Origin of the sequence: Streptomyces sp. NPDC058464 (assembly GCF_042721035.1) — a bacterium.
In the GTDB taxonomy this organism is placed as follows: Bacteria; Actinomycetota; Actinomycetes; order Streptomycetales; family Streptomycetaceae; genus Streptomyces.
This window is the reverse complement of sequence record NZ_JBHXMA010000027.1, coordinates 76,439-95,215: the sequence shown is the minus strand read 5'-3', so window position 1 is coordinate 95,215 and position 18,777 is coordinate 76,439. Positions and strand designations below refer to the sequence as shown.

The following is an 18,777-nucleotide window of genomic DNA, read 5'->3' as shown; positions in this document are numbered from 1 at the left end:
GTCCCCCATTGTCCCGTACTCGTCCCGCACCGATTTCCCGTACGACTTTCCTGTACGGCCCCGGTCACTCCGCCTGGAGGACCAGCAGCGCCAGGTCGTCCTCCGGCTGTCCGCCGCCGAACTCGTGGACGAGCCGTCTGATGCGTTCGGCGATCAGGTCGGCGCTCAGCCCCGCGCAGCCGGCGAGGGCCCGGGCGAGCCCGTCGCCGTCGTCGAACTGGCGGCTGCCGGAGCGCCGCTCGGTGACCCCGTCGGTCACGCACAGCAGGCTGTCGCCGGGCGCGAGCTCGATCGTCTCGCTGGTGTACGTCTCGTCCTCGACGACCCCGAGCAGGGTCTGCGGCCGGGCGGCGGTGCGGACCTCGCCGTCGGGGCCGAGGAGCAGCGGCAGCGGGTGCCCCGCGGAGGCGAGGGTGCAGCGGATGCCGCCGCCGTCGAGGGGGGTGAGTTCGCCGTAGAGGAGGGAGAGGAAACGGGTCTGCGGGCCGTCGCCGGGCGGCGTGGGGCGGCCGCCGGCGGCGACCAGGGCGCGGGCGGCGGCGTCGGCGGCCTCGGTGGCGTCGTCGAGGAGGAGCTGGTTGAGGCGGTCGAGGACGTCGGCGACCCGGTACCCCTCGCGGGCGAGGAGCCGCAGCCAGGGCCGGGCGAGGCCGATGACGACGGCGGCCTCGGGCCCCTTGCCCTGGACGTCGCCGACGGCGAAGCACCAGCGGCCGTCGCCGGCCGGGAAGAGGTCGTAGAAGTCGCCGCTGGGGCCGCCCTTGTCGCAGGGTTCGTAGACGAGCGCGCTGCTCACGCCCGGGATCTCGGCGACCGCGCCGGGCAGCAGCCCGCGCTGGAGTACGGCGCTGATGGTGGCCTGGCGGGCGTACTGGCGGGCCGCGCCGATGGCGAGGGCGACCCGGCGGCCGAAGTCCTCCACCAGGCCGGTGATCTCGTCGGGGAAGCCGTCCGGGCCGGAGCGTCCGATGACGAGTGTGCCGAGCGGGCGGCCGCCCGCGATCAGCCGGTAGGCGAGCGCCGAGCCGATGACGCCCTGCGGGCCGAGCGCCGCGCCGGGCCAGGGATACGGCTCGGGCCCGGACCGTAAGCCGCTCTGCGCGCACGGCGGGTCCTTCTCCAGGGCGCGGCGCAGTTCCTCGATGCGGTTCTCGCTGCCGTGCCAGACCCGGGCCAGCCGCGGGCCGCCCGCGCCGGCGGGGTCGCCCCAGCCGCCCCCGCGCCCGGTCGCCTCGTCCTCCAGCCACACCGCGCACCAGTCGGCGAGCCGCGGCACGATCAGCTGGCCGGTGAGCGCGGCCACCAGGTTCTCGTCGAGCTGCCCGGCGAGAAGGTCGGAGGCCTCCGCGAGGAAGGACAGCGCGCCCCGGTTGAGCCAGTCCCGGTCGCGTTCGGGCCGGTGGGAGCATGCGCCGCCCTCCGCCGCGGCCCCGTGCGCGTGCGCGTACGTGTGCGTGTGCGTGTGCGCCTGTGGAGGTGCGGGTGGCTCGGGGGCGAGGATCTCGGCGACCTTCAGCTGCTGCTCGTCGGGGAGCGTGCCGCCGCGGCCGGTCAGCCGCGCCCACACCGACTTCGCGCCGGTGCGGTACGTCACCCCCCAGGACTCGGCGAGCGAGGCGACCAGACGCAGCCCGCGCCCGAACTCCGGTGTCTCGTACGGCGTCTCGCCCGGGTGGTCGCGGGGCGCCCGGGAGGGATGGTGGTCGGTGACCTCGACGACGAACGCCGTCTCCTCCTGTGTCTCCAGCCACCAGTCGACCTCGACGTCCGTACCGGCGTGCACGACGGCGTTGGTGACGAGTTCGCTGACGACGACCATGGCGTCCTCGGCGACCCGCTGCTGCTCCGGACGGAGAAGTCCGCAGTCGGTCCATTCGTCGAGGGAGGCGCGCACCAGGGCGCGGGCGGAACCGGGCGCGAGGGGGCTTCCGGGCAGGGTCGCGCGCCCCTGCGCTCGCGGGCCCGCGGTGTCGTGCGCGGGCGCCGCGTCGTGCGCAGGCGCCTCACGGACCCGGGAGACGGTCTCCCGTTGCGTGGGTATGGCCCCCATGTCCAGCTCCCCGAGCAGTTCGGACGAATACATCCCGATCGATGCGGACAGAGTGACAGACTGACTGCGCCCATAAGCACCGAGTTACCGAAGTGGGCCGCCATGAGTGAGAACAGTGCTACGCGTGTGCTCGAAGACGGACAGAAAACGGAACAACTCCGAGCATCCGCACTGCGCCCACTGCTCGCCGCGATGACCGCCGCCCGCGACGGCGACTTCACGAAAGTCCCGGAGACCGGGGCCGACGGCACCACCGGGGAGGGGATCGTCGCCGAACTCACCGCGGTCTTCAACCAGATCATGGACCGCGGCATCCACTTCAACACCGAGGTACGACGCGTGAAGCGCGAGCTGGTGCGCCACGGCCGCCTGGACGAGCGGCTGTCGGCCAGCCCCGGCCAGGGCGCCTGGACGTCCCGGGTCAACGACGTCAACCAGGTCCTCGACGCCCTGGTCGCGCCGGCGGCGAACGCCACTCGCGTGCTGGACGCGGTGGCCGGCGGCGACCTGACCCAGCGGGTCGATCTGCACGACGGCAGCCGGCAGTTGCGCGGCGATCTGCGCAGACTCGCCCGCGCGGTCAACACGATGGTCGACCAGCTGTCCCTGTTCACCGGCGAGGTGACCCGGGTCGCGCGCGAGGTCGGCACCGAGGGGCGGCTCGGCGGCCGGGCCAAGGTGCAGGGCCTGTCCGGCAGCTGGCGGGACGTCACCGAGGCCGTGAACACCATGGCGTCCCGGCTGACCGCGCAGGTCCGTGACATCGCCCTGGTGACGACGGCCGTGGCGCGCGGCGACCTGACCCGCACGGTGACCGTCGAGGCGACCGGTGAGCTGCTGGAGCTGAAGCTCACCGTCAACACCATGGTCGACCAGCTGTCCGCGTTCGCCGACGAGGTGACCCGCGTGGCCCGCGAGGTCGGCACGGAGGGCAGGCTGGGCGGCCGCGCCCAGGTACGGGGGGTCTCCGGCGTCTGGAAGGACCTCACCGACAACGTCAACTTCATGGCCTCGAACCTGACCTCCCAGGTCCGCAACATCGCCCAGGTGACGACGGCCGTCGCCAACGGCGACCTCTCACAGAAGATCACCGTCGACGCGCAGGGCGAGATTCTTGAACTGAAATCAACCATCAACACGATGGTGGACCAGCTGTCCGCCTTCGCCGGCGAAGTCACGCGCGTGGCCCGCGAAGTCGGCACCGAAGGAAACCTCGGCGGCCGGGCACAGGTCAGAGGCGTCTCGGGCGTCTGGAAGGACCTGACGGACAACGTCAACTTCATGGCCGACAACCTGACGTCCCAGGTCCGCAACATCGCCCTGGTCTCCACGGCCGTCGCCCAGGGCGACCTCGGCAAGAAGATCACGGTGGAGGCGAAAGGCGAGATTCTTGAACTGAAGTCGACGATCAACACGATGGTGGACCAGCTGTCCGCCTTCGCCGACGAAGTCACGCGCGTGGCCCGCGAAGTCGGCACCGAAGGAAACCTCGGCGGTCAGGCGCAGGTCAGAGGCGTCTCCGGGGTCTGGAAAGAACTGACGGACAACGTCAACTTCATGGCACTGAACCTGACGTCCCAGGTCCGCAACATCGCCCAGGTGACGACGGCCGTCGCCAACGGCGACCTCTCCAAGAAGATCACCGTCGACGCGCGCGGCGAGATCCTCGAACTGAAGGACACCGTCAACACGATGGTGGAACAACTGCGGGCCTTCGCCGACGAGGTGACCCGCGTGGCCCGCGAGGTCGGCACCGACGGCCGGCTGGGCGGCCGCGCCCAGGTGCTCGGCGTCTCCGGGGTCTGGCGGGACCTGACCGACAACGTCAACTACATGGCCGACAACCTCACCTCGCAGGTGCGCAACATCGCGCAGGTGGCGACCGCCGTCGCCCAGGGCGACCTGTCGCGGAAGATCGACGTGGACGCGCGCGGCGAGATCCTGGAGCTGAAGACCACCATCAACACGATGGTCGACACCCTGTCCTCGTTCTCCTCCGAGGTGACCCGGGTGGCCCGCGAGGTGGGCTCCGACGGCCGGCTGGGCGGCCAGGCCCGCGTGGAGGGCGTCTACGGTACCTGGAAGCGCCTGACGACCAACGTGAACGAGCTCGCGCTCAACCTCACCACCCAGGTCCGCGCGATCGCCGAGGTGGCCTCCGCTGTGGCACAGGGCGACATGTCCCGCTCGATCACGGTCGAGACCCGCGGCGAGGTCGCCGAGCTCAAGGACAACATCAACCTGATGGTGGCCAACCTGCGCGAGACGACCCGCGCGAAGGACTGGCTGGAGTCCAACCTGGCCCGGCTCGCCGCCCTCATGCAAGGTCACCGGGACCTGATGGAGGTCGCCGACCTCATCCTGCGCGAGCTGACCCCGCTGGTGAACGCCCAGTACGGCGCGTTCTTCCTGGCCGACCCGGACGAGGACGGCGCCGCCGTGCGCACGGCCGTACCGGCGAAGGGCCTCGCGTTCATCGCCGGCTACGGCTCCGCGCAGGACGCGACGGTCGAGACCGGCGGCCTCCCGGTGCACGGCCTGGTCCGCCAGGCGGCCCGCGAGAAGAAACGGATCCTCGTCGAGGAGACACCGCGGGACTACATCAAGATCAACAGCGGCCTCGGCGAAGCCGCGCCCACGACGATCGTCATCATCCCGATCCTCTTCGAGGACAAACTCCTCGGCATCATCGAACTGGCCTCCTTCTCCCGCTTCTCCGACGTCCACCTCGCGTTCTTCGACCAGTTCGTCAACACCATCGGCGTCGCGATCAACACGATCATCGCCAACTCCCGCACGGAGTCCCTGCTCGGCGAGTCACAACGGCTGGCGATGCAGCTCCAGGAACGTTCGGACGAACTTCAGAAACAACAGGCGGAACTGCAGCGCTCGAACGCGGAACTGGAGGAGAAAGCCGCCCTCCTGGCGACCTCTTCCCAGTACAAGTCGGAGTTCCTGGCGAACATGTCCCACGAACTGCGCACTCCGCTGAACTCGTTGTTGATTCTGGCCCGACTGCTGTCCGACAACCCGGACGGCCGTCTCTCCGACCAGGAGGTCCAGTTCGCGACGACGATCCACCGCTCCGGCTCGGACCTGCTCCAGCTCATCAACGACATCCTGGACCTGTCGAAGATCGAGGCCGGCCGGATGGACGTACGCCCCAAGCGCCTCCCCCTGATCAAACTCCTCGACTACGTCCACGCGACCTTCCGCCCGCTGACCCTGGACCGGGGCCTGGCCTTCGAGGTGACCGTCGGCGAGGACGTGCCGCGCGAGATGTACTCGGACGAACAACGCCTCCAGCAGATCCTGCGCAACCTGGTCTCCAACGCGATCAAGTTCACCGCCAAGGGCCGGGTGGAGCTGCGGGTGCGGCGGGTGAAGGACCCCGAGCACCACTACGTCCGCGACAGCGACGAGGTGATCGCCTTCGAGGTGTCGGACACCGGCATCGGGATCGCCGCCGAGAAGCTCCCGGTCATCTTCGAGGCGTTCCAGCAGGCCGACGGCACCACGAACCGCAAGTACGGCGGCACCGGCCTCGGCCTGTCCATCAGCCGGGAGATCGCCGGCCTGCTGGGCGGCCGGATCGTCGCCGAGAGCGAACCGGGCCAGGGCTCGACGTTCACGCTGTACGTCCCGGTCGTCAGCCCCGGCCACACGGCCCCCGGCCCGGCCCCGCAGCCCCACGCCGGGCCGCCCCTCGGCCCCGCACCGGCCACCGGCCCTGACCCGGAGGACTCCTGGCCCACCCCGACCAGGCTCGAGGAGTGGCAGACCGGCCGCGCGGGCCGCGTACTCCCCGGCCGCCGCGTCCTGATCATCGACGACGACATCCGCAACGTCTTCGCCCTCACCCACGTCCTGGGCCGCGTCGGCATGCCGGTGCTGTACGCGGAGAACGGCCGGGAGGGCATCGAGACCCTGGAACGGAACCCTGACGTCGAACTCGTCCTGATGGACATCATGATGCCGGAGATGGACGGCCACGAGACCATCGCGGCCATACGCCGCGCCCCCCGCTGGACCGGCCTGCCGATCGTCGCCCTCACCGCGAAGGCGATGCCGGGCGACCGGGAGAAGTCCATCGCACGCGGCGCCAACGACTACGTACCCAAGCCGGTGGACGTCGACCGGCTCCTCACCGTCGTCTGCGCACTCCTGGATCCCGACAGCACCCGGAACGACGAGACGGCCGACGGCGAAGGGACGGAGCAATGACCGCCGACGAGCGTGCCGGCATCCTCCTGGTCGACGACATGGAGGACAACCTGATCGCACTGGAAGCCGTTCTGGGGTCGCTGAACGAGCCGATCGTCCGGGCGCGCTCCGGCGAGGAGGCGATGAAGGCCCTGCTGCGCCGCCGCTTCGCCGTGGTCCTCCTCGACATCCGCATGCCGGGTATGGACGGCTTCGAAACAGCCGCGAACATCAAACGCCTCGACCAGACGAAAGACGTCCCGATCATCTTCCTGACGGGAGCGGAGGAGGACGCCGGGTACACGTTCCGCGGCTACGCGACGGGCGCGGCGGACTACCTGACGAAACCGTTCGATCCGTGGGTGCTGCGGGCGAAGGTCAACGTCTTCCTGGAACTGCACAGAAAGAACCAGCAGTTGCAGGAACTGCTGGCGCGTGAACAGGCGGATTTCGGCGAGTTGGGCAAGCGGCTGACAGCCATGGAAGACCTGTTGTCGGAAGAACCTGTCGACGTGGCGACGCTGAGGGAGGAAGCCAGGGAACTACGGCGACTGCTGAGCAGGGCTGAGCGGTCTTACTAGAGGGGCGCTGGGGGTACCCCCGGCCGAAGGCTGGGGGAGGAACTGCCCGGCAAGCCACGACGAATCCGCAGCCGCCGCGCAGTCCCCCGTCGTCCCCTACGCTTCGCGCGTCCCCGCGTACATCTCGTCGATGAGGTGCTTGTACTCCCGCTCCACAACCGGCCTCTTCAGCTTCAGGCTCGGCGTGATCTCCCCGTGCTCCACATCAAGGTCCCTCGGCAGCAGCCGGAACTTCTTGATGGTCTGCCACTTCTGCAGCCCTTCGTTCAGCTGCTTGACGTACCCGTCGACCATCTCGACGGTCACCGGCGCGGCCACCACCTCGGCGTAGGACTTGCCGTCCAGGCCGTTCTCCTTGGCCCACTCCAGGATCGCGAGCTCGTCGAGGGCGATCAGGGCGGTGCAGAAGTTCCGGTCGGCGCCGTGCACGAGGATGTTGGAGACGTAGGGGCAGACCGCCTTGAACTGTCCCTCGACCTCGGCGGGCGCGATGTACTTGCCGCCGGACGTCTTGATGAGGTCCTTCTTTCGGTCGGTGATCCGCAGGTAGCCGTCGGGGGACAGCTCGCCGATGTCACCGGTGTGGAACCACCCGTCGGCCTCCAGGACCTCCGCCGTCTTCTCGGGCAGCCCGTGGTAGCCCTGCATGATGCCGGGGCCGCGCAGCAGGATCTCCCCGTCGTCGGCGATCCGCACCTCGCAGCCGGGCAGCGGCTTGCCGACCGTACCGGTGCGGTAGGCCTCGCCGGGGTTCACGAACGACGCGGCGGAGGACTCCGTCAGTCCGTAGCCCTCCAGGATGTGCACGCCGGCGCCGGCGAAGAAGTAGCCGATCTCGGGCGCCAGCGCGGCCGACCCGGAGACACAGGCCCGCAGCCGCCCGCCGAAAGCTTCCCGCAGCTTGGAGTAGACGAGCCCGTCGGCGACCTTGTGCTTGGCTGCGAGCCCGAAGGGCGCGGTCGCGGCGCCGGTGCGGCGGAAGTTGTCCTGGGTGACCTTGGCGTACTCGCGGGCGACCTCGGCCGCCCACTGGAAGATCTTGTACTTGGCGGCGCCGCCCGCCCGGGCCTTCGCCGCGACGCCGTTGTAGACCTTCTCGAAGATGCGCGGCACGGCGGCCATGTACGTCGGCTGCACGACCGGCAGATTCTCGATGATCTTGTCGACGCGGCCGTCGACGGCCGTGACGTGACCGACCTCGATCTGCCCGGAGGTGAGCACCTTGCCGAAGACGTGGGCGAGCGGCAGCCACAGGTACTGCACGTCCTCGCTGCTGATCAGCCCGGTCGCGGCGATCGCCTTCGCCATGTACGACCAGTTGTCCTGCGGCAGCCGTACGCCCTTGGGGCGGCCGGTGGTGCCGGAGGTGTAGATGAGGGTGGCGAGCTGGTCCTTGGTGATCGCACCGACCCGTTCCTTGATCAGCTCGGGGTGCTTCTCCAGGTACTTCGCGCCGCGCTGCTCCAGTTCGGCGAGGGTGACGACCCAGTCGGAGGTCTCGACGCCGGCCGGGTCGATGACGACGACCTGGACGAGCTCGGGCAGCTCGGCGCGCTTCTCGACGGCCTTGGCGACCTGTGCCGCGTCCTCCGCGATCAGCACACGGCTCTCGGAGTCGGAGAGGATGAACGCCGACTCCTCGGCGTTGGTCTGCGGGTAGACGGTCGTGGTGGCGGCGCCGGCGCACAGGATGCCGAGGTCGGCGAGGATCCACTCGACGCGGGTGGAGGCGGCGAGGGCGACCCGCTGCTCGGGCTGGATGCCGAGTTCGATGAGACCGGCCGCGATCGCGTAGACCCGTTCGGCCGCCTGCGCCCAGCTGAGCGACTTCCAGTCGTCCGGGCCCTGACCGGAGGCCGCGGGCACCGGGTAGCGGTAGGCCTCGGCGTCCGGTGTGGCCGCCACGCGATCCAGGAAGAGGGCCGCCACGGACGGCGGTCGGTTCTCGATCAGTGTCTGTGTGTCGGTCACGACGTCCTCCGGGGCCCGCGACGGTGCGGCTGGCTCAGTGCGGCTGGGGTTTACTCACGGTGCGGTTCGCGCTGGTGTTTCTGGTTGTTTAACTCGCGAGTAACTATCGAGCAGGGATCAGAGTAAGCCGCGACCGGCCCGTACGTAAGGGGCATCGGCCTGTCTGTTTCACCGCACGGTCCACGCAGAGCGACGCTACGCACGCGTAGGGGTCCGCCGCACTTTCGCACGGCGGACCCCCGTTGTACCCGATTTGCGCCCGCGACGGATTGTTACCCGCGGTTACTTCTTGCTCTTGGCCGATCCCGCGCTGTCATCACTGGAGAGCACCGCGATGAAGGCCTCCTGCGGAACCTCCACGGAACCCACCATCTTCATCCGCTTCTTGCCTTCCTTCTGCTTCTCCAGCAGCTTCCGCTTACGGGAGATGTCACCGCCGTAGCACTTGGCGAGGACGTCCTTGCGGATGGCGCGGATGGTCTCGCGGGCGATGACCCGGGAGCCGATGGCGGCCTGGATGGGCACCTCGAAGGCCTGCCTCGGAATGAGCTCGCGCAGCTTGGCGACGAGCCGCACGCCGTACGCGTAGGCCGCGTCCTTGTGGGTGATCGCCGAGAACGCGTCGACCTTGTCGCCGTGCAGCAGGATGTCGACCTTGACCAGGCTGGAGGTCTGCTCGCCGGTGGGCTCGTAGTCCAGCGAGGCGTAGCCGCGGGTCTTCGACTTCAGCTGGTCGAAGAAGTCGAAGACGATCTCCGCGAGGGGCAGGGTGTACCGGATCTCGACCCGGTCCTCGGACAGGTAGTCCATCCCGAGCAGGGTGCCGCGCCGCGTCTGGCACAGCTCCATGATCGAGCCGATGAACTCGGTCGGCGCGAGGATCGTGGCCCGTACGACGGGCTCGTACACCTCGTTGATCTTCCCCTCGGGGAACTCGCTCGGGTTGGTGACCGTGAACTCGGTCCGGTCCTCCATGACCACGCGGTAGACCACGTTCGGCGCGGTCGCGATGAGGTCGAGGCCGAACTCGCGCTCCAGCCGCTCCCGGATCACGTCCAGGTGCAGCAGACCGAGGAAGCCGACCCGGAAGCCGAAGCCGAGGGCGGCGGAGGTCTCCGGCTCGTAGACGAGCGCGGCGTCGTTGAGCTGGAGCTTGTCGAGGGCCTCGCGCAGCTCGGGGTAGTCGGAGCCGTCCAGCGGATACAGACCGGAGAAGACCATCGGCTTCGGGTCCTTGTAGCCGCCGAGCGCCTCGGTGGCGCCCTTGACCTGGCTGGTGACGGTGTCACCGACCTTGGACTGCCGGACGTCCTTCACACCCGTGATCAGATAACCCACCTCGCCGACGCCGAGGCCGTCGGCGGACAGCATCTCCGGCGAGTTGGTGCCGATCTCCAGCAGCTCGTGGGTGGCGCCCGTCGACATCATCTTGATGCGCTCGCGCTTGTTGAGCTGGCCGTCGATGACACGGACGTACGTCACGACACCGCGGTAGGAGTCGTAGACCGAGTCGAAGATCATGGCGCGGGCGGGCGCGTCGGCGACGCCGACCGGCGCCGGGATCTCCTTGACGACCTTGTTCAGCAGGGCGTCCACGCCGAGGCCGGTCTTGGCGGAGACCCGCAGCACGTCGTCCGGCTCGCAGCCGACCAGGTTCGCCAGTTCCTCGGCGAACTTCTCCGGCTGCGCCGCCGGCAGGTCGATCTTGTTGAGCACGGGGATGATCGTGAGGTCGTTCTCCATCGCCAGGTAGAGGTTGGCGAGGGTCTGCGCCTCGATGCCCTGGGCGGCGTCGACGAGGAGGACCGTCCCCTCGCAGGCCGCCAGCGACCGCGAGACCTCATAGGTGAAGTCGACGTGCCCCGGGGTGTCGATCATGTTGAGGATGTGCGTGCTGCCCTGGTCCGGGCCCTCGGTCGGGGCCCAGGGCAGACGCACCGCCTGGGACTTGATCGTGATACCGCGCTCGCGCTCGATGTCCATCCGGTCGAGGTACTGAGCACGCATCTGCCGCTGCTCGACCACTCCGGTCAGCTGGAGCATCCGGTCGGCGAGCGTGGACTTGCCGTGGTCGATGTGCGCGATGATGCAGAAATTGCGGATCAGAGCCGGGGCGGTACGGCTCGGCTCGGGCACATTGTTAGGGGTCGCGGGCACGCAGGGTCCTGTCTCTTGAGGCGCCTTATGCCTCGGGTCGGATCAATACGTAGTCTCCATGGTCCCATGGAGAGGGACCGGGGACCGGTTTGGGCCATTGTCCGGCTCGCTGGTAACGTGGGCAGCTGTGTCTCATGCCCTCTCAGCGCGAGGCACGACTTCAAGAAATCATCGGCACGGGACCTTCGCGGCCCCGTGCCAGAACCTGAAAAGGCTCTTTCGTGGCGAACATCAAGTCCCAGATCAAGCGGATCAAGACCAACGAGAAGGCTCGGCTGCGCAACAAGGCCGTCAAGTCCTCCCTGAAGACCGCGGTCCGCAAGGCCCGTGAGGCCGCTGCCGCGGGTGACGTCGAGAAGGCCACCGAGCTGCAGCGCGCTGCCGCGCGTGCGCTCGACAAGGCCGTCTCGAAGGGCGTCATCCACAAGAACCAGGCCGCCAACAAGAAGTCGGCGCTTGCTTCCAAGGTTGCTTCCCTCAAGGGCTGAACCCTTGATTTGACGCCGGAAGGACCCGGGCGGGCCCTCTCTCATCCGCCCCCGACCGGCACCAGAGGATCGACGCGCGGCCTGCGTTCGCCACGCGGGCGTCGATCGACATCTTGAACCGAAGGCCCCGGCGGCTCGCCCTTCCCCAGGGCGGGCACCGGGGCCTTCGGCATGCCCGGGCGCCCCCCGCGCCCCCTTCTTCTCTGCTCTTGCTTCTCTGCTCTTGCTTCTCTGCTCTTGCTTCCTTGCTCTTGCTACCCCCGGCCTCGTGACCGCGCCGCGCGCGCGATGGTCACCACGGCCTTCTCCAGGGCGTACTCGGGATCGTCCCCGCCGCCCTTCACGCCCGCGTCCGCCTCGGCGACGGCCCGCAGCGCCACCGCGACCCCGTCCGGCGTCCACCCCCGCATCTGCTGCCGTACCCGGTCGATCTTCCACGGGGGCATGCCCAGCTCGCGCGCGAGATCGGCGGGGCGTCCGCCGCGCGCCGAGGACAGCTTGCCGATGGCCCGTACGCCCTGGGCGAGCGCGCTGGTGATCAGTACCGGCGCGACTCCGGTCGCCAGCGACCAGCGGAGCGCCTCGAGTGCCTCCGCGGTCCGTCCCTCGACGGCCTTGTCGGCGACGGTGAAGCTCGACGCCTCGGCCCGTCCGGTGTAGTACCGCCCGACGACGGCCTCGTCGATGGTCCCCTCGACGTCCGCGGCGAGCTGGGTCACAGCCGACGCCAGCTCCCGGAGATCGCTGCCGATGGCGTCGACCAGCGCCTGACAGGCCTCGGGCGTGGCGGACCGCCCGAGCGCCCGGAACTCGCCGCGTACGAACGCGAGCCGGTCGGCCGGCTTGGTCATCTTCGGGCAGGTGACCTCCCGGGCCCCCGCCTTGCGGGCCGCGTCCAGCAGCGCCTTGCCCTTGACCCCGCCCGCGTGCAGCAGGACGAGCGTGATCTCCTCGGCGGGCGCCCCGAGGTACGCCTTCACGTCCTTGACGGTGTCGGCGGACAGGTCCTGCGCGTTGCGTACGACCACGACCTTGCGCTCCGCGAAGAGCGACGGGCTGGTCAGCTCGGCGAGTGTGCCGGGCTGCAACTGGTCGGGGCTCAGGTCCCGTACGTCCGTGTCGGCGTCGGCGGCCCGGGCGGCGGCCACCACCTGCTGCACGGCACGGTCGAGCAGCAGGTCCTCCTGTCCCACGGCCAGCGTGACCGGGGCAAGCGGATCGTCATCAGCAGTCTTCTTGGCCATCGCGCCAAGCATCCCACGGCCCACTGACAACGGGTCCGGCCGCGTCTTCCCCGCCCCGGGCCGCCCGCACCCCTACGGCCTCTACGGGTCCCCTACGGCTCCTCCCGCCATCCCTCCCACTCCCCGGCGAACGCGTCCAGCTCCGCCGGGTCCAGCCGGCCCTGCTCGTCCGTGAGCAGCACCAGCCACTGCGCGTCCTCCGCGTCGTCCTCCCCGGCCAGCGCGTCCCGCACCAGCCGCGGCTCCTCGTCGACCCCGAACCGCTCCCCGAGGGCCTGGGACGCCTCCTCCGCCGCGTCGCGGTCCGGCAGCACCAGTACGTGTCTCACATCGCTCACGGCCCCATTCTCGGGCACCGCCGGCGGACTCAGCCCTTCGGGACGATCTGCACGTCCAGGTCGATCCGGATACTCGGCCCGACCACCGCGATCCCGCGCGCCAGCATGGTCTGCCAGCTCACGGTGAAGTCGTCGCGGTGGAGTTCCGTGGTGGCCCGGCAGGCGGCCCGTGCCTCGCCCTCCATGCCGTTGCCGAGCCCGAGGTACTCCGTGTCGAGGGTGACCGTGCGCGTCACGCCGTGCAGGGACAGCGCGCCGGTGACGGCCCACCGGGTGCCGCCCCTGTGCACGAACCGGTCGCTGTAGAACTCCAGCGTCGGAAATCGCTGCGCGTCCAGGAAGTCGGCCGACCGCAGATGGTCGTCGCGCATCCGGACACCCGTGTCGATGGTCGCGGCGTCGATCACGACGTGCATCGCGGACCGCTCCATCTGCTCGGCGATCCGTACCGCGCCCGCGAACGAGTTGAACCGCCCGTGGATCCGGGCCAGTCCGATGTGCCGGGCGGTGAAACCGATCGAGGAGTGCGTCGGCTCGATCTCCCAGTCCCCGGGTGCCGGCAGTTCCGGCGGCTGGGCGATCTGGAGGGTGACGTCACCGAGCGAGGCGAGGCAGTTCTCGCCGACCTGCGCGGTGGCCCGGTACGGCGTGAACCCCTCGGCGGACACGGCCAGCCGGTACTCCCCGGCCGGCAAGGTCGTCACGAACGACCCGTAGGGATCCGTGCCCCCGCTGACCACCGTGCGCCCCATGGTGTCGCTGACCGCGAACTCGGCATTCGTCACCGGTTGGTTGACCGGGTCGAGCACCCGGCAGCTCAGCACCCCGGCGTCGGGCGGAGTCTGCACCGCCGCGAAGGGGCTCGTCCGCTGCACCCGGTCCGTTCGGTTTCCCATCAAGCGGCCGAACATCCTCGCCACCCCTGTACGCCTCGCCACCATCCGTTACCGAAGAAACATTCGATCACTGATGCGGCTTTCAGGGCAACACGGGCCCACATCGCGGGAATCCGGCGCATGCGCCGGAACTACGCACGAGTAGCATGCTACGCGCCAGTAGAAACACGTTCTCCCACGAAGACCGAATTAGCCATTCCGGCTATCTTTCCCCGGATTTCGCACAGTCGGCACACAGTCCAGTCGGATCCCGAACCGCTCCCGGTAGACCCCGAGCACCTCCTCGTCCCGCTCCAACTCCCGTACCTCGCGCGCCCCGTCGGCCGCCGTCTCGGTCAAGGTCCGCCCGCTGAGCGTGATCCGCCCACCGTCCTCGGTGACCCGGGAACAGACCAGCGACTGTGTGAAGTGCGACGACGGCGAGGTGCTGTGCCACCACGCCCCGGCCGTGAAGTCCCCGAGCGCCCGCGGCCGGATCTCCAGCCGGTACTGCGGCTTCCCGTCGCTCAGCACGTCCAGATCCCCGGCCGCCGCGCCGCCCTCACCCCGTACCCCGGCCGCGTCCGGACCGGCGGCCGCGATCCGGAACGTCCCGCCGGGATCGGCCTGCTCGCCCCGCTCCGCGAACGCCAGCGGGTAGTGGCTGTGCGCCCCGAACCCCACGTCGGCGAGCCACTCGCTCCCGTCGACCGTCCGCACCCGCAGCGCCAGATGGTCGTACGGGATCCCGAGCCGCCCCTCCGCCCCGTACACCCGCGCCGCCAGCGGCGTCACCTCGAAACCGAGTGCGGTCAGCAACACCGAGAAGGCACCGTTGAGTTCGTAGCAGAACCCGCCGCGGCCCGCGCCCACCACCTTGTCCAGCAACTGCTTCCCGTCGAGCACGATCTCCTCGCCGAGGTGGATCGACAGGTTCTCGAACGGCACGGTCCGCAGGTGCCGCAGATGCAGCGCGCGCAGGGCTTCCGCGGTGGGCCGGGCCGGACGGTCGGCTCCGAGCCGGTGGAGGTAGGTGTCGATCCGCGCGGGGTTCACCGAGTTCATGCCCTCAGTCTCGCGCCACGTGCAACTCCCCCGCCTCCCCGCCCCTGCCACCGCCGGTCACGGCGAGCGCCCCGTCCCGGTCGGTCCGCAGCACCACCGCCCCCACGGCCCGCAGCTCGGCCACCGTGCCCGGTGCCGGATGCCCATAAGGGTTGTCCGCCCCGCACGAGATGAGCGCGACCCGTGGCGCCACCAGCCGCAACAACTGCGGATCCTGATACGCCGACCCGTGATGGGCCACCTTCAGCACGTCCACCCGGCCCAGGACGGCGGCGGCCGGTGATCTCAGCAGCTCCTGCTGGGCCGGGGGTTCGAGATCCCCGAGCAGCAGCATCCGCAGCCCGGCCGACCGGACCAGCAGGGCGACACTGGCGTCGTTCGGCCCGTCCGGCTCCGGAGCCGGATCCGGGGGCGGCCACAGCACCCGCCACTCCAGCGGCCCGGCCCTGCGCCGCTCCCCGGCGACCGCCCGCACGACCGGGACCCGGTGCTCGGCGGCCTGCCTCCTGACGAACTCGGCCTGGTCCGCGGGTTCCCCGAACCCGGTCGTCTCGATCTGCGCCACCTCCCGCCCGCGCAGCACCCCGGGCAACCCCGCCACGTGGTCGGCGTGGAAGTGGGTGAGGATCACGAGCGGGATCCGGGTGATGCCGAGTTCCCGGAGGCAGTGGTCGACCAGCGCCGGATCGGGCCCGGCGTCCACCACCACGCCCGTACCCGCACCCGCCGCGAGCACGGTCGCGTCGCCCTGCCCGACGTCGCACATCGCCAACCGCCAGCCGGGCGGCGGCCAGCCCGTGATCACCCGGGTCAGCGGCACCGGCCGTACCACCAGCAGCACGAGCAGCACCCCCAGCACCCCGCACCACCACGGATGCCGCAGCAGCCGCCGCCCCAGCAGTACGACGCCCACCGTCACCCCGGCCAGCAGCAGCGCCCCCGCCCAGCTCCCAGGCCAGTCCACGCCCGCACCCGGCAGTCCGGCACCGACCCGGGCGATCCCCGCGATCCACCCGGCCGGCCAACCGGCGCACCACGCCAGCACCTTGGCCACCGGCATCGCCACCGGAGCCGCCACGAGCGCCCCGAACCCCAGGATCGTGGCCGGCGCGACCGCGATCTCCGCCAGCAGATTGCAGGGCACCGCCACCAGACTCACCCGCGCCGACAAAACCGCGACCACCGGCCCGCACACCGCCTGCGCCGCCGCGGCCGCCGCCAGCCCCTCGGCCAGGCGCTCCGGCACCCCGCGCCGCCGCAGCGCCTCGCTCCACCCGGGCGCCAGCATCAGCAGCGAACCGGTGGCCAGCACCGACAGCAGGAAGCCGTAACTGCGGGCCAGCCACGGGTCGTACAGGACCAGCAGCAGAACGGCCGTCGCCAGGGCCGGGACCAGGGACCTGCGGCGACCGGTCGCCAGGGCGAGCAGGGCGACCGCTCCGCAGGCCGCGGCCCGCAGCACGCTGGGATCCGGCCGGCACACGACGACGAAGGCGAGCGTGAGCGCCGACGCGAACAGCGCGGTCGCCCGCAACGACAGCCCGAGGCGCGGTGCCAGCCCCCGGCGCTCGGCCTGCTGGGCCAGTCCCGGAGGTCCGACGAGCAGGGCGAGCAGGATGGTGAGGTTGCTGCCCGACACCGCGAGGGTGTGCGCGAGGTCGGTCGCCTCGAACGCCTCGTCCAGTTCCGGGGTGATCCGTGAGGTGTCCCCTACGACCAGCCCGGGCAGCAGCGCCCGCGCGTCCTCGGGCAGCCCGTCGGTCGCCTCCCGCAACCCGGCCCGCAACCGCCCGGCCAGCCGCTGCGGCCCGCTCGGCTCCCCCACCACCATCGGCGCAGGGCGCTCCCGTACCCGCAGCAGCGCCGCGACCCGGTCCCCGCCGGCCGTGGCCGGCGCCAGCCGCCCGCTCACCCGCAGCCGCGTGGAGGGCAGCAGCCCGAGCCAACGCGCCCGGCCGCCACCACCCGGCGCCCGCACCCCCGTGTCCACGGCCACCAGGACCGGTGAACGCGTCGTCAGCGCGGCCCCGTCAGCCCGCTCCACCCGCCGTACCTCACCGCGCACCAGCACCGCGGCCGGGGTGGCGTGGTCCCCCCGCACGCGCGGCCGGGCGGCCCAGGGGTCACCCGTGAGCTCCACCTCCGCGGTCACGGTGGCGTACTCACGGGCCAGTTCGGGAACCGGACCTCGGCGCACGTCCGCCCCGTGCAGCCCCGCAGCGGCGGCCGCCCCCGCGACGCAGAGGAGCAGCGCGCCGGCCGAGACCTGCCGCCAGGCCGGCCGGGCGGACCCGACACCGACGCCGACGCCGACGCCGACGGCCACCGTCCCGGGCCGGGGGCGCGCCCGGCCGAGCCGCAGCAGGGCCACCCCGGCGACCAGGCAGGCGACGGCGGTCCCGGCCGTCCACCCGGGCGGCGCGTCCAGCGCCAGCGCGGCCGTCGCCCAGACGGCCAGCGCGGGCGGCACCAGCCGCAGGTCGGCCCGCGCGTCGTGCCGCGCGCGCCGGTCGTGCGCGGTCCCGGGCCGCTGCGCCGGACTGGCGGACCCGGCCCGGTGTCCGCCCACTTGTCCCTGAGCCGCGCCGCCGGTCACGCGCCTCATGGCCGTACCAGGTCCCGCAGGTCGGAGTAGCGGCGGTCACCGATGCCCCTGACCTGGCGAAGCTCGTCGACCGAACGGAAACCGCCGTGCTGGGTGCGGAAGTCGACGATGTGCTGGGCCAGCACCGGGCCGACTCCGGGCAGTGCGTCGAGTTGCTCCACGGTCGCGGTGTTCAGGGAGACGGGGACCGACGGGCCGGCTCCCGTCGCGGCACCGCCCACGACCTGGCCCGGTGCGGCCGGCGGGGCGGGGCCCCCGACGACGATCTGTTCGCCGTCCGTCAGGAAGCGGGCCCGGTTGAGTCCGTCGGTGTCCGTACCCGGCCGCACCCCGCCCGCCGCCCGCAGCGCGTCGGTCACCCGGGACCCGGCCGGCAGCGTGTGCACACCCGGATCACGGACCTTCCCGGTGACATCCACCACGATCTCCGCCCCGGACGTGCCGGTTCCGCCGTTCTGGCCGAGCGCACCGGGCGCCCCGGCGGCGCCGGCACCGGCACCGGCACCGGCAGTTGCAGCGGCGCCCGCGGCCGGTCCCTCCTCCCCGCTCTTCTCGTACGGCGCCTCCGCGCGCACCACCTCCGGTGCGCTCACGGACTCGGTCCGGCCCGCCCAGAAGTGCTGCACGGCCAGCGCCGCGGCCACGACGAGAACCGCCCCGAGCGCGACCGCGCCCCGGCGTTCCAGGCCGCAGCGTGTCTGCAGCCACACCGGCATCCGCTCCCGTACGGCGAGCCCGACCCGGGACCGCAGCCCGGGCGGCGCCGGCCCGCGCCGCACCGTGGCCTCACCGGCCAGCGCACGGGCCGACGACATCACGGCCGCCGCCGTGGACAGGGCCGCCGCGGCGGTGCGCACTCCGGCCGTGGCCGTGCGCACCGCGGTCGTGGCCGCGGTCAGTCCGGTCGCCGCACCGGTGCCGGTCACCGTCTCCGCGGCGGGCGGTCCTTGCCCGGACACCGGCGGCCCGGCGACGGCCCGTTCGCCGAAGAGGAGTTCCGCCCGGCGGCGCAGTTCGTCCGCCGGGGCGGGGCGGTGCCGGATGCGGGCCCGGACCGGGGACCGCCGATGCCGGGTGCGGCCGTCGGAGGTGGGGCCCCGGCCCGGGCCACTGGTCGCATGTGTCTCGTGTGAGCGTGATCGAAGTGCCATGCGACGAGGATCGGGCTTTCCGCCGATCCGCGATGATCTTGGTCGGTTT

Annotated in this window: 12 protein-coding genes; 3 read left to right on the top strand and 9 right to left on the bottom strand. The window is 71.2% G+C overall.

The annotated features are described in order from the left end of the window. Positions 1-64: 64 nt before the first annotated feature. Positions 65-2,050 (bottom strand): SpoIIE family protein phosphatase, encoded by a 1,986-nt coding sequence (locus ACFWPQ_RS31800; protein WP_384042270.1) that lies wholly within the window; start codon positions 2,048-2,050, stop codon positions 65-67. 102 nt (positions 2,051-2,152) lie between these two features. Here ACFWPQ_RS31800 and ACFWPQ_RS31795 point away from each other — a divergent pair, with 102 nt between their 5' ends. Next, positions 2,153-6,274, top strand: coding sequence for a HAMP domain-containing protein (locus ACFWPQ_RS31795; RefSeq protein WP_384042267.1), 4,122 nt, complete (start codon positions 2,153-2,155; stop codon positions 6,272-6,274). Beyond that, complete coding sequence (locus ACFWPQ_RS31790; RefSeq protein WP_384042264.1) at positions 6,271-6,834, top strand: two-component system response regulator; 564 nt, start codon at positions 6,271-6,273, stop codon at positions 6,832-6,834. The genes ACFWPQ_RS31795 and ACFWPQ_RS31790 overlap by 4 nt, the downstream gene beginning before the upstream one ends. A 96-nt stretch (positions 6,835-6,930) precedes the next feature. On the opposite strand, the gene ACFWPQ_RS31785 is transcribed toward ACFWPQ_RS31790, so the two are convergent. Together ACFWPQ_RS31785 and lepA are read right to left on the bottom strand one after the other, a co-directional pair. After that, a complete protein-coding gene (locus ACFWPQ_RS31785; protein ID WP_384042262.1) occupies positions 6,931-8,805 on the bottom strand; it encodes an AMP-dependent synthetase/ligase in 1,875 nt (624 codons plus the stop codon). Positions 8,806-9,087: 282 nt separating this feature from the next. Continuing rightward, positions 9,088-10,962: a translation elongation factor 4 gene (lepA, locus tag ACFWPQ_RS31780; RefSeq protein WP_384042259.1), complete on the bottom strand. Its 1,875-nt coding sequence runs from the start codon at positions 10,960-10,962 to the stop codon at positions 9,088-9,090. 221 nt (positions 10,963-11,183) lie between these two features. Between lepA and rpsT the strand changes: the two genes are divergently transcribed. Next, the gene (rpsT, locus tag ACFWPQ_RS31775) at positions 11,184-11,450 is read left to right on the top strand and encodes a 30S ribosomal protein S20 (RefSeq protein ID WP_089106790.1); all 267 of its coding nucleotides are present in this window, start codon (positions 11,184-11,186) and stop codon (positions 11,448-11,450) included. A gap of 254 nt (positions 11,451-11,704) precedes the next feature. Here the strand turns inward: rpsT and holA are convergent, their stop codons facing one another. The 6 genes from holA to ACFWPQ_RS31745 form a co-directional block, all read right to left on the bottom strand. Next, positions 11,705-12,694, bottom strand: a complete 990-nt coding sequence (gene holA / locus ACFWPQ_RS31770) for a DNA polymerase III subunit delta (RefSeq protein ID WP_384042255.1) — start codon at positions 12,692-12,694, stop codon at positions 11,705-11,707. Between the two features lie 92 nt (positions 12,695-12,786). Then, the gene (locus ACFWPQ_RS31765) at positions 12,787-13,032 is read right to left on the bottom strand and encodes a hypothetical protein (RefSeq protein ID WP_384042253.1); all 246 of its coding nucleotides are present in this window, start codon (positions 13,030-13,032) and stop codon (positions 12,787-12,789) included. A gap of 29 nt (positions 13,033-13,061) precedes the next feature. Beyond that, positions 13,062-13,943: a YceI family protein gene (locus tag ACFWPQ_RS31760; protein ID WP_384042251.1), complete on the bottom strand. Its 882-nt coding sequence runs from the start codon at positions 13,941-13,943 to the stop codon at positions 13,062-13,064. Between the two features lie 174 nt (positions 13,944-14,117). After that, positions 14,118-14,963, bottom strand: a complete 846-nt coding sequence (locus ACFWPQ_RS31755) for an arylamine N-acetyltransferase (RefSeq protein WP_384042468.1) — start codon at positions 14,961-14,963, stop codon at positions 14,118-14,120. 13 nt (positions 14,964-14,976) lie between these two features. Further along, positions 14,977-17,577: a ComEC/Rec2 family competence protein gene (locus tag ACFWPQ_RS31750; RefSeq protein WP_384042249.1), complete on the bottom strand. Its 2,601-nt coding sequence runs from the start codon at positions 17,575-17,577 to the stop codon at positions 14,977-14,979. Beyond that, complete coding sequence (locus ACFWPQ_RS31745; RefSeq protein ID WP_384042247.1) at positions 17,574-18,728, bottom strand: helix-hairpin-helix domain-containing protein; 1,155 nt, start codon at positions 18,726-18,728, stop codon at positions 17,574-17,576. The genes ACFWPQ_RS31750 and ACFWPQ_RS31745 overlap by 4 nt, the downstream gene beginning before the upstream one ends. Positions 18,729-18,777 lie beyond the last annotated feature (49 nt).